This window comes from Parasedimentitalea denitrificans, assembly GCF_011813015.1.
In the GTDB taxonomy this organism is placed as follows: domain Bacteria; phylum Pseudomonadota; class Alphaproteobacteria; order Rhodobacterales; family Rhodobacteraceae; genus Parasedimentitalea; species Parasedimentitalea denitrificans.
On record NZ_QHLQ01000002.1, the window covers coordinates 19833 to 33750 of the forward strand.

General features: G+C 55.5%; 16 protein-coding genes. 4 read left to right on the top strand and 12 right to left on the bottom strand.

What is annotated here, in order from left to right:
- Positions 1 to 71 precede the first annotated feature (71 nt).
- Positions 72 to 1106 (bottom strand): RluA family pseudouridine synthase, encoded by a 1035-nt coding sequence (locus DL239_RS02640; protein WP_167682014.1) that lies wholly within the window; start codon positions 1104 to 1106, stop codon positions 72 to 74.
- Here DL239_RS02640 and DL239_RS02645 point away from each other — a divergent pair.
- A complete protein-coding gene (locus DL239_RS02645) occupies positions 1105 to 1404 on the top strand; it encodes a DUF6476 family protein (protein WP_167682016.1) in 300 nt (99 codons plus the stop codon). The two genes, DL239_RS02640 and DL239_RS02645, sit on opposite strands and share 2 nt — an antisense overlap.
- An 11-nt stretch (positions 1405 to 1415) precedes the next feature.
- Here the strand turns inward: DL239_RS02645 and DL239_RS02650 are convergent, their stop codons facing one another.
- The gene (locus DL239_RS02650; RefSeq protein WP_240931693.1) at positions 1416 to 1943 is read right to left on the bottom strand and encodes an Lrp/AsnC family transcriptional regulator; all 528 of its coding nucleotides are present in this window, start codon (positions 1941 to 1943) and stop codon (positions 1416 to 1418) included.
- Between the two features lie 75 nt (positions 1944 to 2018).
- Here DL239_RS02650 and DL239_RS02655 point away from each other — a divergent pair, with 75 nt between their 5' ends.
- The gene (locus DL239_RS02655) at positions 2019 to 3179 is read left to right on the top strand and encodes an MFS transporter (protein ID WP_167682018.1); all 1161 of its coding nucleotides are present in this window, start codon (positions 2019 to 2021) and stop codon (positions 3177 to 3179) included.
- A gap of 242 nt (positions 3180 to 3421) precedes the next feature.
- On the opposite strand, the gene scpB is transcribed toward DL239_RS02655, so the two are convergent.
- The 8 genes from scpB to DL239_RS02695 form a co-directional block, all read right to left on the bottom strand.
- Entirely contained in the window at positions 3422 to 4069 is a 648-nt protein-coding gene (scpB, locus tag DL239_RS02660) for an SMC-Scp complex subunit ScpB (protein ID WP_167682020.1), read from the bottom strand.
- Entirely contained in the window at positions 4069 to 4860 is a 792-nt protein-coding gene (locus DL239_RS02665) for a segregation and condensation protein A (RefSeq protein WP_167682022.1), read from the bottom strand. The genes scpB and DL239_RS02665 overlap by 1 nt, the downstream gene beginning before the upstream one ends.
- A complete protein-coding gene (nagZ, locus tag DL239_RS02670; RefSeq protein ID WP_167682024.1) occupies positions 4853 to 5884 on the bottom strand; it encodes a beta-N-acetylhexosaminidase in 1032 nt (343 codons plus the stop codon). The genes DL239_RS02665 and nagZ overlap by 8 nt, the downstream gene beginning before the upstream one ends.
- Positions 5884 to 7026 (bottom strand): SPOR domain-containing protein, encoded by a 1143-nt coding sequence (locus tag DL239_RS02675; protein ID WP_240931696.1) that lies wholly within the window; start codon positions 7024 to 7026, stop codon positions 5884 to 5886. Before DL239_RS02675 ends, nagZ begins: the two co-directional genes overlap by 1 nt.
- Positions 7027 to 7081: 55 nt before the next feature.
- A complete protein-coding gene (gene argS / locus DL239_RS02680) occupies positions 7082 to 8827 on the bottom strand; it encodes an arginine--tRNA ligase (protein ID WP_167682026.1) in 1746 nt (581 codons plus the stop codon).
- A gap of 67 nt (positions 8828 to 8894) precedes the next feature.
- A complete protein-coding gene (locus DL239_RS02685) occupies positions 8895 to 9194 on the bottom strand; it encodes a YciI family protein (protein ID WP_167682028.1) in 300 nt (99 codons plus the stop codon).
- An 84-nt stretch (positions 9195 to 9278) separates the two neighbouring features.
- Positions 9279 to 9542 (bottom strand): YciI family protein, encoded by a 264-nt coding sequence (locus tag DL239_RS02690; RefSeq protein WP_369410528.1) that lies wholly within the window; start codon positions 9540 to 9542, stop codon positions 9279 to 9281.
- A gap of 141 nt (positions 9543 to 9683) precedes the next feature.
- Positions 9684 to 10838: a deoxyguanosinetriphosphate triphosphohydrolase gene (locus tag DL239_RS02695; protein WP_167682030.1), complete on the bottom strand. Its 1155-nt coding sequence runs from the start codon at positions 10836 to 10838 to the stop codon at positions 9684 to 9686.
- Between the two features lie 90 nt (positions 10839 to 10928).
- Between DL239_RS02695 and DL239_RS02700 the strand changes: the two genes are divergently transcribed.
- A complete protein-coding gene (locus DL239_RS02700) occupies positions 10929 to 11252 on the top strand; it encodes a HesB/IscA family protein (protein ID WP_167682031.1) in 324 nt (107 codons plus the stop codon).
- Positions 11253 to 11284: 32 nt separating this feature from the next.
- Here DL239_RS02700 and DL239_RS02705 read toward each other — a convergent pair whose 3' ends face one another.
- Both DL239_RS02705 and DL239_RS02710 read right to left on the bottom strand, forming a co-directional pair.
- Entirely contained in the window at positions 11285 to 12355 is a 1071-nt protein-coding gene (locus DL239_RS02705; RefSeq protein ID WP_167682033.1) for a DUF6902 family protein, read from the bottom strand.
- Positions 12356 to 12418: 63 nt separating this feature from the next.
- Positions 12419 to 12712, bottom strand: a complete 294-nt coding sequence (locus DL239_RS02710) for a DUF6749 family protein (RefSeq protein WP_167682035.1) — start codon at positions 12710 to 12712, stop codon at positions 12419 to 12421.
- Positions 12713 to 13062: 350 nt separating this feature from the next.
- On the opposite strand from DL239_RS02710, the gene xth reads away from it, so the two are divergent.
- Positions 13063 to 13869, top strand: coding sequence for an exodeoxyribonuclease III (gene xth / locus DL239_RS02715; RefSeq protein WP_167682037.1), 807 nt, complete (start codon positions 13063 to 13065; stop codon positions 13867 to 13869).
- Positions 13870 to 13918 lie beyond the last annotated feature (49 nt).

Below are 13918 nucleotides of genomic sequence, written 5' to 3' on the forward strand. Positions count from 1 at the left end.
AATAGGGCCGCCGTGTGCCCGTCTAATCTGCCAGTCACCACCGTTAGAACATTACTGAACCGAGAAATGACCTAGGCGGCGGGCTGCCGCAGTGTCTCCATCAATGCTTCCATGTCATCCGGCATGGGCGCCTCAAACCGCATCGTTTCACCAGACACGGGATGCACAAATCCCAGAACCGCAGCGTGCAACGCCTGACGTGGGAAGGCACGCAAAGCGACATGGGCAGCTGGAGCCAGTGACTTCGCCGCCAGCTTGCGCTTACCACCGTAAGTCGGATCACCCACCAGCCCGTGGCCCGCGTGGGCCATATGCACCCTGATCTGATGGGTGCGACCAGTTTCCAGCCAGCATTCAATCAATGCCACGACGCCTGGATTACCAAAGGGTTCGACAATCCGCGCCCGCGTCACTGCATGGCGCCCGCCTTGGAACATGACCGCCTGTTTCTGGCGGTCATGTTTGTGCCGCGCCAGCTGGGTGGTCAGTTTCAAAATGTTGCCGGGTTCAAAGCTGGTGCCCTTAATGCCACGAAGCCGCGGATCATTCGCATCCGGAACGCCGTAACAGATGGCACGGTAGTAACGCTCGACCGTGTGCTTCTCAAACTGCTTTGCCAGCCCCTGGTGCGCGACATCAGACTTGGCCACCACCAGCAGTCCGCTGGTTTCCTTGTCGATGCGATGCACGATACCGGGACGCTTCACTCCGCCAACCCCAGATAGGTTTTCACCGCAGTGGTGCAACAACGCATTGACCAGCGTCCCCGACGGCGTGCCCGGTGCCGGATGCACAACCATGCCAACGGGCTTGTTAACCACAATCAGGTCATCATCTTCATAGATCACATCGAGCGCGATATCTTCAGGGCCGATGTGACTGTCTTCGGCCTCTTCTACCGTAACCAGAATGACAGCCCCCTCGGCGATCTTAGCCTTGGGGTCGTCGACCACCACACCGTCAACCGTAACCGCACCTTCAGCGATCAATCGGGCCAATCGGGTGCGCGACAGGGTCGCTTCGACTGGCACATTCCGCGAAAGCGCCTTATCAAGCCGGTTAGGCGGGTTTTCCGCAATGACAAACTCAATTTGGCGGCTGCCCATGACACGTCCTTCCGAACCTGAAGTCCAAGAACCACCACAGCTGAAATTCCTGCGACGGCTGGTGACCACGCTCACCGTGGTCATGATTGGCGGGCTTGTAGTGGTTATCAGCCTGCTTGTCATCCGCTTGTCGGATAAAGGTGTCACATTACCTGAAACTATCACTCTACCTGATGGCACGACCCCTGCAGCGGTCACCTTTGGACAGGGATGGATCGCAGTGGTCAGTGATGACAATCGTATTCTCATTCTGGACGCTGACAGCGGTGAGCTACGCCAGACTATCGTTATAGAATAGATGCCTCTGCCCTATTTGATGCCCGTCATATCCTCTAGGTCCGGCGAAACCTCTGCCTGAACAGCGCGTTCCAAATGCGTTGACAGGGTCAGGTAGGTACGTGTGCCCCGAACACCTTTCGTGTCGTAGATCTGAGATAACAGCCCTTCTAGCGCCACAGGTGACGCCACCCTTACCTTAAGAATCAGGCAGGTGTCCCCCGTGGCTGAGTGGATCTCTTCAACCTCGGGCCAATCCCCAAGCGCCATCATCTCAGTTGTTTTGCCCCAGCCGACTGTATCTACGTGAATAAACGCAAGTAGCGGCTTGCCAACGGCAGGCCCATCCAGTTGTGCCACGGTGGCCTTGATCGCCCCGGAGGCCCGCAGCCTTTTGACCCGTTCATGAACCGCTGGTGGCGATAGACCGACCGATCGACCGATCAGCGCATATGATTGCGTGGCATCCTGGCTCATCTCGCCTAATATTTTTCGGTCAAGATCATCCAGCCCCCGCCCCGTGGCGGACTTTTTCTGAATGGTATTTGTTTTTTCCATCATCGGCCCTTTCCTCACTTCACAGAACTGCATTCAGCTAATACGGATAATGCCTGAACTTAATTCGAGGGCAAGCCCATGCTGGCATCTATCCTTATTCTTCTGAGTGCCATTGGCGTCATCGGCGCCAACTCTCTCTTGCTTTCGCCACTGGTGACAGCCGTCAGCACCGATTTGCAGGTCACTGCAGCCCAAGTGATGCAAGCAGCCAGCGCATATGGCTTGGGAGTGGCTGGTGCAGCCCTGTTACTGGCTCCTCTTGGGGACCGATTTGGCGCTGGACGTCTGTTGCGGGTCGCACTGGTCTTTTTGACCATAGGACTTGCCGCCAGTGCCCTAGCGCCAAATCTTCTTGCTTTGATTGCCGCGCAGGCGCTTTGCGGGCTGGCAGGCGGGGCTGCCCTGCCATCAATTTATACATTAGCCGTCACCATCGCCCCAAAAGGACGCGAGGCACAAACGATGGGGGCTGTGCTAACCGGTTGGACTGTATCTCTGGTTCTAGGCGTCAGCGCAGGCGCTTGGATCACCGACCTGCTCGGCTGGCGCGCGGTTTACATTGCTCTATCACTTGGGACGGCACTGTTGTGGTTGCTGAGTTCCGGCTTACGCCAGCTGGGCACAACCGGGAATCAGGCCACATCACCACTAACAGCATTAAAAGTCCCCGGCATTGCCCGCGGGATATTGGCAACTGTCATGCTGATGCTCGCTTTCTACATCACCTATTTCTTTATCGGCGCACATGTCACCGTGGCCCTAGGGCTCAGCACCACTAAGGCTGGCCTGATCCCACTGTTTTACGGGATTGGCTTTGGTCTGGCCGTGGTGGCAGATCCAGTGTTAGACCGCCTGGGTTTAGCGCGGGCTAAGGCTCCGGTGTTCCTGATCATTTCCATCGTATACGTCTGCATGGCGACTGCCACAGGGTCGTTCCACGCACTGTTGATGATTGCCGTAATCTGGGGTGTTTTCCAGCACCTGGGTTTGAACCTGCTGGTAGCCCGCCTGACAGCTCTGGACCCAGCCCAACGCGGGGCGATTATGGGGCTGTACAGCACGGCAACCTATCTGTGCATCTTTGCGGTGCCGTTTCTGGGCGGTCTGGCTTACGGCATCTGGGGGCTGGCAGGATGCTTGGCGATCTCCGCCCTGCTATGCCTGATCGAGGCCATCGAATCCCTTAGCCTGCGACGTGTTACGTCCATGGCCCCCGCCGCATCAGACGCGCCTGTTTAGCGGCCCGTTTACGATCCAGGCCGGGGCCCGTCTGTGCCGTCCTCTGGCCTTTCGGCTTCTTTCCCGCCCGAGTGGCCGCATTGATGCCCGTACCAACGCCAAAATTGACAGCCCGGCGCACCAGTTGCCTGACAACCATTTTGATGATGGAGTTTAAGTTCATGACGACATCCCCTGCAGCACTCACTGAAGAATGGCAGGCGATTAGGTCGATTTGAAGGCATCGAATTACTGATTAATGTTCAGTCCTCGAACAACTCTGGCTGCTCTTCCTCGGTATCGTCCAACTCCCCTAGCCCCAAGGCACCAGGCGGCGGGCGATTTTCCAGCAGGCCGGCAGAGCGAAGCTCTTTCAGTCCAGGCAAATCACGAGCACTTTCCAAACCGAAATGATCCAGAAAATGTGGCGTGACCACAAAGGTCACCGGTCGACCGGGTGTCATCTTACGCCGCCCCAACCGGATCCATTCCATTTCAAGAAGCTGATCGATGGTCCCACGCGATACAGAAACGCCGCGGATTTCCTCGATCTCGGCCCGAGTGACGGGTTGGTGATAGGCGATAATAGCCAGTGTCTCGATTGCTGCCCGGCTCAGCTTGCGGGTCTCAACCGTTTCTTTCTGCATTAGAAAGCCAAGGTCAGGTGCGGTACGCATTGCCCAGGTATCGCCGACGCGAACCACTTGCACGCCCCGCCCCTCATATTTCTTGCGAAGATGCGCCAGGGCCTCGGCGGCGTTACAGCCGTGAGGCATACGCGATTCCAGATCCCGCAGGGTGACAGGCGTGGCACTGGCGAACAGAACCGCCTCTACCATGCGTTCCTGCTCGGCCATCAAAGGGGCATCAAACAGGCTTTCGCCTTCAGGAGCTGTACTGTGGTCTTCCATTAACGGTCCTCGTCGCAACTGCGCAATTGGATCGGAGCAAATGTCTCCGACTGGCGCAGCTCTAGTTTACCCTCTTTAACCAGCTGCAAGGCCGCTGCAAAGGTCGCAGCCGTAGCCGAGCGGCGTCTTACCGGGTCGCTATGCCATCCATCTGGCAGATAGCTCAGCATGTCCGTCCAGCTGCCGGTAAACCCAATCAGCCCGCGCATACGCTCCAGCGCCTCTTCCATTGTGAACACAGAATCCCGGTCCATCACAAAGGGGCGAAAATCATCGCGGGTGCGGATACGGGCATACCCCTGCATCAGATCAAGCAAAGTAGCACTGTAGGTCACCGTCTTGATCCGGGTAATGTCTTCGCTTTGACCTCGGGCAAAAAAGTCACGACCCAGTTGATCCTGCGCCATCAATCGGGCGGCAGCGTCTCGCATCGCTTGCAACCGTTCCAGCTGGAATGCCAGATGTGCAGCCAGCTCTTCGCCGCTAGGCCCTTCTTCACCAGGTTCAGGCGGTAGCAAAAGCCTGGACTTCAGGAATGCCAGCCAAGCCGCCATCACCAGATAGTCAGCCGCCAATTCGATCCGCAGCACTTTGGCGCGCTCAACAAAGCTTAGGTATTGCCTTGCCAGTTCCAGAACAGAGATCTTGCGAAGGTCAACTTTCTGGGTGCGCGATAGGCTCAACAGAACATCAAGCGGGCCTTCAAACCCATCGACATCCACAATAAGCGCTTCGGCCGCCAGCCTATCGGCTACCGATTGCGCAGTCTCCTGAAACAGATCGTTAGCCATATACCAGTCCGCCCATTAGGGCAGATAGTTCCTCTTCGGCGGCGTCAATGTCAAGTTCAACAGGTTTTTGGCGGGCAGCAAGGGCACGCTCAGCGCGAATTTGCGCTGCTTCGGTCATGTCACCAGCGGCTTGTGCAACGGCTGCGCGATCAGCAAGGGGCCCATTACAATACAGCGCCACATCACATCCGGCATCAAGCGAAGCCCGCGCCAGATCTGCCGGAGCGCCCTTCAGAGCTTTCATTGAAATATCGTCGGTCATGATCAGGCCATCAAAGCCGATCTGATCTCGGATAAGGTTCATCATGACCGGTGATATTGTCGCTGGGACTGGGTCGATATCCTCGTACACCAGATGTGCGGTCATCCCCATTGGCAGATCATTCAGCCTGCAGAACGCCTCGAAATCGGTGGCTTGCAGGGTGGCCAGATCAGTGTCGACATGCGGCAAGCTTAGGTGGCTGTCCAAGGTCGACCGGCCATGACCCGGCATATGCTTCAACACCGGCAGCACTCCACCGTCCAGCAATCCCTGCGCTGCTGCGCGTCCAATTGTGGCAACAGCCTCGACATCGCTTCCATAGCAACGGTTTTTCAAAAAGGCATGGGTTTCATCAGCCGCAAGATCCACCATCGGGGCGCAATTGCTGTCGATCCCCAAGGCAAGTAGCTCGTCAGCGATCAGACGATAGCGTAAGTACATCGCACGCGCGACAGGACCCAGTGCATCAGACGGATTGGCCTGAGCCGCTGCTCGTTCGACATGATCCAAAGGCGGCAACCATTGACGTGCCAAAGGCGGGCGCAGGCGTTGGACCCGGCCGCCTTCTTGGTCGATAGTGATCGGACAATCACGTCCGACTGCATTGCGGAAATCATCGCACAGGGCGCGGATCTGATCCGCTGTGTCAATGTTTCGGGCAAACAGAATGAATCCAAAAGGATTCACATCCCGAAAAAGGGCGATCTCTTCAGCAGTCAGTCGCAGGCTCTCGGCGTCGAGTATTGTCGCCCCGAACCGCATCAGCGAGTTGTCACAGGAATGCAGTCCGCCTTGCCAGCAACCAGCGTTGCACAGAAACGACGTGCACCAGACAGGTCCTCAAACCCCATGGCCCGCAGTCTGTAAAATGTCCGCCCACCGCTTTCGGCTTTTTGGATAACGCGTTTCTTACCATCTAGATAGTCAGCAAACTGGCCATGAATACGATCCCACTCTGCCCGAGCGACTTCTTCGCTTTCATAGGCGCCCAATTGAGCCAGACGGGTGCCAGCAGGCAAGCTCGCAGCATCTACTTCTAGCGTCGAGCGACCTTGCGAGGACGTAGCGCCACTTTGCGAGGGTGAGAAACGTGCAGGCCGTACCAGCGGTCGCAGCGATACTTTGACACCGGGTGCGTTCAACACAGCTGGGGATGGTGTAGCCACCACAGCAGTTCCAGTCACAATAGGTTGGATTGGTGCAGGTTGAACAATAGCGGGAGCCGAAACTGACGCGAGGGTTGTTTCAGCACCTCCCGGTGTGGATGCCATCGGCGTGGCACCCTCGGTTAGCGAGGCTACCAGTGCGTCGATTTCAGTGGCCTGCGTTGTAGTTTCAGTAGCGGGGCGCGTTTCAGCAGGAGTTGGAACGGGTACTACAGTTTCAGTACGGACCACCTTGGCCATAGGCACATCATCCTCAGCCAAGCTGAGAGAGGTTGGCGCCAAGGTCAACCTGTCAGCTGGATCAGATGCGATGCCATTTGCGGCAACGTCATTGACCGCCAAGCCTTGATTAACAGCGGCCTGACCACCCGGATTATCGGGCTGAACCCGCATCGGGCCTTCTAGCGAACGGACAACGGGCACTCCACTGACGTCACGTGCCACCAGCTTGTAGCCCCAGACACCGATACCAACGACCAACGCCAAAGAGGCGGCGGCCCCCAGAAAGCCCAATGTCTTGGTGAAATCACCAGACGAAGCACCCGGTGCGCCTTGATTTACTGCAGGATGATCCGCCTGACCGTAGGCCTGTGGATCATATTGCTGGTATTGCGATTGATACTGACCATCATGGGCCGCACCCCGAGAAGAGGGTGCACCCTGCAAAGAATAAGCCTGGCTATCGCCAGCTTGCGCGCTAAACGCCATGTCCGCCTCACTGCCCATTTGATGCGTCATTGCGCATTTTTAGGGTCTCTAGAACTGCCTCAGACCAGCGTTGTGTGCGATTATGCTATCGCATCTCCTGCGCCGGCTTCACCCCTAGAATACCTAAACCGGAAGAAATAACAATCGAAACGGCCCGCGCGAGCGCCAAATTTGCATGTGTTGCCGATTGGCTGCTCGTGTTAACAAACCGTAAATTATCATTGGACTTGCCCAGATGGTACAGCCCGTGCAGGTCCGATGCCAAATCGTACAGGTAGAAAGCCACGCGGTGCGGTTCATGGGTGCGCGCAGCGATATCGACCTGACGTGGCCACTCTGCCAGCTTCTTAGCCACAGCAATCTGGGCTTCATCCGCGAGCAACGACAAGTCAGCACCAGATAGTGTCGCATCATCAGTCGCGACACCTTCGTCAGCGGCCTTGCGCATGGTCGAGCAGATCCGGGCATTTGCATATTGCACGTAGAAAACCGGATTGTCCTTGGACTGCTCCAGCACCTTGGAGAAATCAAAGTCCAGCGGCGCGTCATTCTTACGGGTCAGCATCACAAACCGAGTGACGTCAGCCCCTACCAGCTCAACCACGTCACGCAGGGTGACAAAAGTCCCTGCCCGCTTGGACATCTTGAACTCGGCACCGTCCTTGAACAGTTTGACCAGCTGGGTCAGTTTGATATCCAGCGGCACTTTGCCATCGGACAACGCCGAAACCGCCGCCTTCATCCGTTTGACGTAGCCACCGTGATCGGCACCAAAGACGTCGATCAGCATGTCAAAGCCCCGATCGACCTTGTCATAATGATAGGCGATGTCAGGTGCGAAATAGGTCCATGCACCATCAGATTTTTTCACCGGGCGATCCACGTCATCGCCGTGCTCAGTGGATTTGAACAGCGTCTGCTCACGTGGCTCCCAATCTTCGGGCTTTTTCCCTTTTGGTGGCTCTAACACGCCTTCGTAGATCAGGCCTTTGTCGTCCAGTTCACCAATAGCAGCTTCGATCCGACCTGTGCCATACAGCGACTTTTCCGAATAGAACTTGTCCATCACCACGCCCAGTGATTTCAGGTCGGCCCGGATCAACTCCATCATTGCATCGGTCGAGAACGTCCGAACCTCTTGCAGCCAGACATCCTCGGGCTGGTCAACATAGGCATCGCCCACCTTGTCCTTTAGTGCCTTGCCTGTCTCGATCAAATAATCGCCGGGATAAGTACCATCGGGGAAGGCAACCTCTTGGCCGTGTGCCTCAAGATAACGCAAGTAGACAGACCGCGCCAAAACGTCGACCTGACCGCCGCCATCGTTGATGTAGTATTCGCGAGTCACGTCATAACCGGCAAAATCCAGCAGGCTGGCCAAAGCATCGCCAAAAACCGCGCCACGGGTATGGCCCACGTGCAGCGGCCCGGTTGGGTTGGCCGAGACATACTCGACATTGACTTTCAGCCCCTGCCCCATGTCGGACCGGCCAAAATCAAGACCAGCGCCAAGCACAGTTTTCGGAATGCCTTGCCATATCGACGCTGCCAGACGCAGGTTCAAGAACCCCGGCCCGGCAACCTCGGCCGATGTAATCCGGTCGTCTTCTGCCAGCTTGGCAGCCAGAGCTTCTGCAATATCACGCGGCTTCTTCTTAGCAGGCTTTGCCAGAACCATCGCTGCATTGGTAGCCATGTCGCCATGAGCCGCATCTCGAGGAGGCTCGACTGCAACATTTCGCAGATCAAGATCTGCGGGAAGGCTACCCTCTGACGCCATTGCGTCGAGGCTTTCAATCACAAGCGAGCGAATATCTGTAAACAGGTTCATGTCTAGCGTCCCATTGGTTCAGTCATGCGGAGTATCACGCCCAGCCCAAGGGTCAACCATGCAAGCCCTATAGAACGACACTCTGGTCTTCCAAAATCTTCCCCCAGGCATAGATTTCATAGGTTCGATGTTCTGGAAAATAGAATGGGTCCGCGGATATCAGCCGTTCAACTGCATCCTTGTCTGCAACTTCAACAACCCACATAGCCCCACAGAATGCGCTGTCTGGATCAGGCTTCAAGCCACCACCGATCCGCAACTCAGGATGCGCCCTGGCAAAGGCGACATGCGCATCTCGCAACTTCCGCTCTGCCCGAACGGCCAGCATAGCTTCACTGTCTTTGAAAATCACAACCCATCTCACCATAGTAACCTCTTAAAAAAACTGGGGTTTCGAAAATTCAGATTGGATAGAAAAGCTACCTACCAGTTGGCTGCTCAGACTTACCCTTTAGCCCTGCGGAACGCTTTTAGGTTCGGCATCTTGCTTTGGGACTGAGATCTGATACCGACGCAGTGCCGGGCTATAATACGGATCCTTCACTACCAGGTTTTCAACATCGGCATGGGTCTCGGCCTCGACGGTCCAAATGGCCCCTGGGAAATCCTGCATTGGGCGTATCGCCATAGGACCGCCAATCTGCAGGCTCGGGTTTGCCCGGACATAGGCGATATGCGCCATCCGCCGTGTTTTATTGGCGCGAATTTTGGTCATTTCAGGAGAATCCTGAAAAATAACGGTCCAAACTGTCATATTAGGCCCTCTGCTGATCCCCCTGAAAAAAGAGAATAATACGCAGAGGTCATAGGGCCAGTTTTCGGCCCGCCATATTTCCAACCATTAGAATCCGCAGCGCTATTTGCTGACCTCAAGCCCCATGATCAACCGCTGATGCTCTTGCAGGGCAAAACGATCAGTCATACCAGCGATATAGTCAGACACGACGCGCGCTAGGGCTACTTCACTATCGGCAGCGTTAACCTCGGCATGCCAGCGATCTGGCATTTGCAGTGGCGTTTTCAGGTAATAGGGAAACAAGGCCTCGACCACCTTACTGACCTCTGACCGCTTCACCATAACTGACGGAGCCCGGTACATCCGGGTAAACAGAAACGCCCGGATCTCTTTCAGCTCGGTCCAAATTTGGTCCGAGAACTGGACAACAGGGTGGTCCAGCGCGCGCACGGCCTCGACGCTTTGCACACCGGTTTCGGCAATCAGCTCGCGCGAGGTGTCGATGACATCCCCGACCATAACGCCAAACACCCGACGCAGGGCCTCGTGTCGACGCCGACTTGGGTCCAGTCCGGGATACAGACGGTCCACCTCGGCATAGGCAGGCCCAATCATCGGCAGCTCTGCAATATCGGCGTCAGTGAACAGGCCCGCGCGCAAACCGTCATGCAGATCGTGATTGTTATAAGCAACGTCATCAGCCAAGGCCGCCACCTGCGCCTCGGCGCTGGCATGAGTGTGCAATTCAAGATCGTGGATGGCGTTGTAGTCAGACAGCGCATAGGGCAACTCACCCACGACCGGGCCATTATGTTTGGCTATCGCCTCCAGTGTCTCCCATGTCAGGTTCAGTCCGTCGAATTCAGCATAGTGCCGTTCAAGCGCTGTCACGATGCGGATGGCCTGCGCATTGTGGTCAAACCCACCATAGGGCGCCATCAGGTCATGCAACGCATCCTCACCCGTATGACCAAATGGTGTATGGCCAAGATCATGCGCCAAGGCCACTGCCTCGGTCAGCTCCTGGTTCAACCCCAGCACCCGCGCAATCGTCCGCCCGACCTGTGCCACCTCTATCGTGTGGGTCAGCCGGGTGCGGTAATTGTCGCCTTCATGTTCAACAAATACCTGCGTCTTGTGTTTTAACCGCCGAAAGGCGCTGGCATGGATGATCCGGTCCCGATCACGTTGGAAAGGCGAACGAAAACTGCTCTCGTCCTCGTCGACCAATCGTCCACGAGTATTCTCTGGCTTTGAGGCATAAGGCGCATGCATCTTAAATCTTTTCCTTTGCAAATCTTGTCGCCCGACCTTTACCTTTCTATATAATGACCTGCACCGCAACAGAACTTCGTGGAGATGGGAATGCAACTGCCACCAAAAGTAACCGACCGCGCCTTTGCCCGCTTGGCAGAGATCGGCGCAGCCGGTCAGGGTCAGGCCTTGCGCATCGCCGTCGAAGGCGGCGGGTGTTCCGGGTTTCAATACGAAATTGAACTGGACAGCGCCAAAAATGACGATTTGGTGCTAGAGGGCCAGGGCGAGAAGGTTGTTGTAGATGCCGTATCGCTGCCATTCCTTGAAAACGCTGTGATTGATTTCACTGAAGAGCTGATTGGCGCGCGTTTCACCATCGAAAACCCAAACGCCACATCCAGTTGCGGTTGTGGCACGTCGTTCTCGATGTAAATAACCCTGTGATCTGCACGACTTGCCGGCCACTACCCCAGGGCCGCACCAGCACGCGCAAATCCTTCAAAGAAGCTTTCAAAATTGCGGGTACTGTTTTCTGCGGCGTTTAAAACTTCATGCGCCTCTTCGCTTAGGCCGGATTCTAAATGGCTCCGCATCACCGACCAATCAGCGCTTCTGTGGTCATGCATTTCAAACAACATCTGCGACATCTGCCTTAGTGGGCCTACTTGAACAGCACTCTGCCTGACTTGCATTGGCCCTGTCTGCACCACATGGGTAAAATAGGGCCGCTGGATTGTCGCCATCAGCCAGTTGCACACAAAATAATCGTGGTATGCACCCCCCCCCTGCCCTTGCTCGACATCTGTCAGGACAAACCCAGCGGTCTGCTGTTGAAGCCAAGCCAGCCATTGTGAAGGCGGCAGCTTGCCTGCGTAGTGTATTGCAATGCAGATCTCTGCCAACAGATCCGAATTCTGATCCAGATAGGCCAGCAAGCCGGCGTATTCCAGGCTGACGAAGGCTTTCTGATCCAATCGGGGGTCAATGCGGCCGTATTCAGACAGATAGAAAACGATATGCGTCAGCTCGTAGGCCGCCTTGCGATTGGGTATCGCAAAGGTTTCAAAGCGATTGATAAAGCTCCGCAAACGGCGTTCTAATGCTACAGGATCGCTCACACCGGATATACCGCGCCGTTTCATGAGTCGGTGCGCCTCGGCACGTTGCAAATCTGACAATTCAGATTCGGCCAATCCCTCACGCGCGACCCAGTGGGCTACATCTTCCGCTTTGTTTCCTGACAACCCCAGATCCTCAAGATCCAGGCAGATCGATAGAATAAAGCGGTAATACTGTTGGAAGAAGTTAATCTGATCTTCGATTTGGTTATAGAAACCAATCATGGGCCTAAATTGGTCTTCTGTTAGCTTGGCCCCGGTGCATTCCAGAATATTCAGCAGTTCGGCATTTTCCTTTAACCAGAACACATCGCCCTGCTGTCGCCGGTGTTGTGAAAAGTTAGAGATCAGAGCCGTGCATTGCTGATCAAAACCAACTGTTGGCCGTGGCGCCCTGAGTGGAATGACGTTTGACATAAAACTGCTTCCTTTCATTCCACGTGAACCAAGGCGCCCCATTTGTTGGAGCGGCGTGCCTGTTTAGCTGCCGGAAGAGAACATGTGCGTTCCGTCACCCAAAGTGGTCAGCTGAAGGCGTACAGGAGCAGAACCTGAGGAAAACAACTGAGTGCCGTCACCGGACAGGCTGTCTGACGCACAGGCCGGAGCGGCCCCTGAAGAGAACGAACCTGTCACCTCTCCGTCGAGGATATCTGTGCTCAATTCAGCGATGGAGCCAGAGGAAAACAACGCGGTACCGTCACCATCAAAAAGGCTGGATGCACAGGAAGTCTGTGTAGTTGCGAAGGCTTCATTTTTGCGAAGGGCGGTCATGGGAAAACTCCTTGAACTGGTTAACTTAACGCCGTCAATTCCTACACTCATAACGTGCAAAAAAGACTAACACGGTCCAATTAAATTCAACTCAACGCAAAATTTTAGTGATTTCATTTCACAACCCACTGAAATAAATACTCAATAAAACATCACAAATGACAGGCGAAAAACATGCCGCCTCCGCAAAAACGCAAAGCTTCTTTATGCAGCCCAAGGTTGATTTTGCGATTAATCAAAATCAACTCAGGTACTAGCAAGTCGATTCGGTGCCGATAATTGATTCGTTCGCTTGCCCCTGCGCCCAACATAAGCGATAGATCTGAACAAGCCTTTACAGGAGACCCGAGATGAAAATTGCCAGCTTCAATATCAATGGCATCAAAGCCCGCTCCGCGGCTCTTCCTGCCTGGCTGGATGACGCCCAACCCGATGTGGTTCTGCTGCAAGAAGTCAAATCTGTCGATGAGGCGTTCCCCCGTGAATTGTTCGAGGACCGGGGCTATAACGTGGAAACCCACGGCCAAAAGGGCTTCAACGGTGTCGCGATCCTATCTAAGCTACCGCTAGAAGATGTAACCCGCGGATTACCTGGTGATGACGATGACGTGCAGGCCCGCTGGATCGAAGCAACTGTGGTTGGCAAGCAGGCGCTGCGTGTCTGTGGATTGTACCTGCCAAACGGAAATCCCGTTGAAATTCAGGAAGACGGTACGCCAGTGCCGGGTGGCAAATACGATTATAAGTTACGCTGGATGCAGCGATTGCAGGCCCGCGCGGCCGAGTTGATGTCAGGCGACGCCCCTGCCCTTATGGCCGGTGACTACAACATCATTCCGCAGGCGGAAGATGCCAAGCGACCTGAGGTCTGGGTAGAGGATGCCTTGCACCGGCCAGAAAGCCGCGCCGCTTATCAGCGTATCGTCAACCTAGGCTTTACCGAGGCATTTCGTGCCCGACATCAGGGGCCAGGTCATTATTCGTTCTGGGATTATCAGGCCGGTGCCTGGAACAAAGACGACGGCATCCGCATCGACCACTTCCTGCTAACCCCTCAGGCTGCGGACCTTTTGCTAGACTGCCAAATCGACAGACAGGTGCGCGCTGGTGAAAAACCATCGGACCACGTGCCCATCTGGGTCGAACTGGACCTCTGAATTTGGCAAGATGAAGATACACGATTGCGCTTAAACCCTATGGCATGGG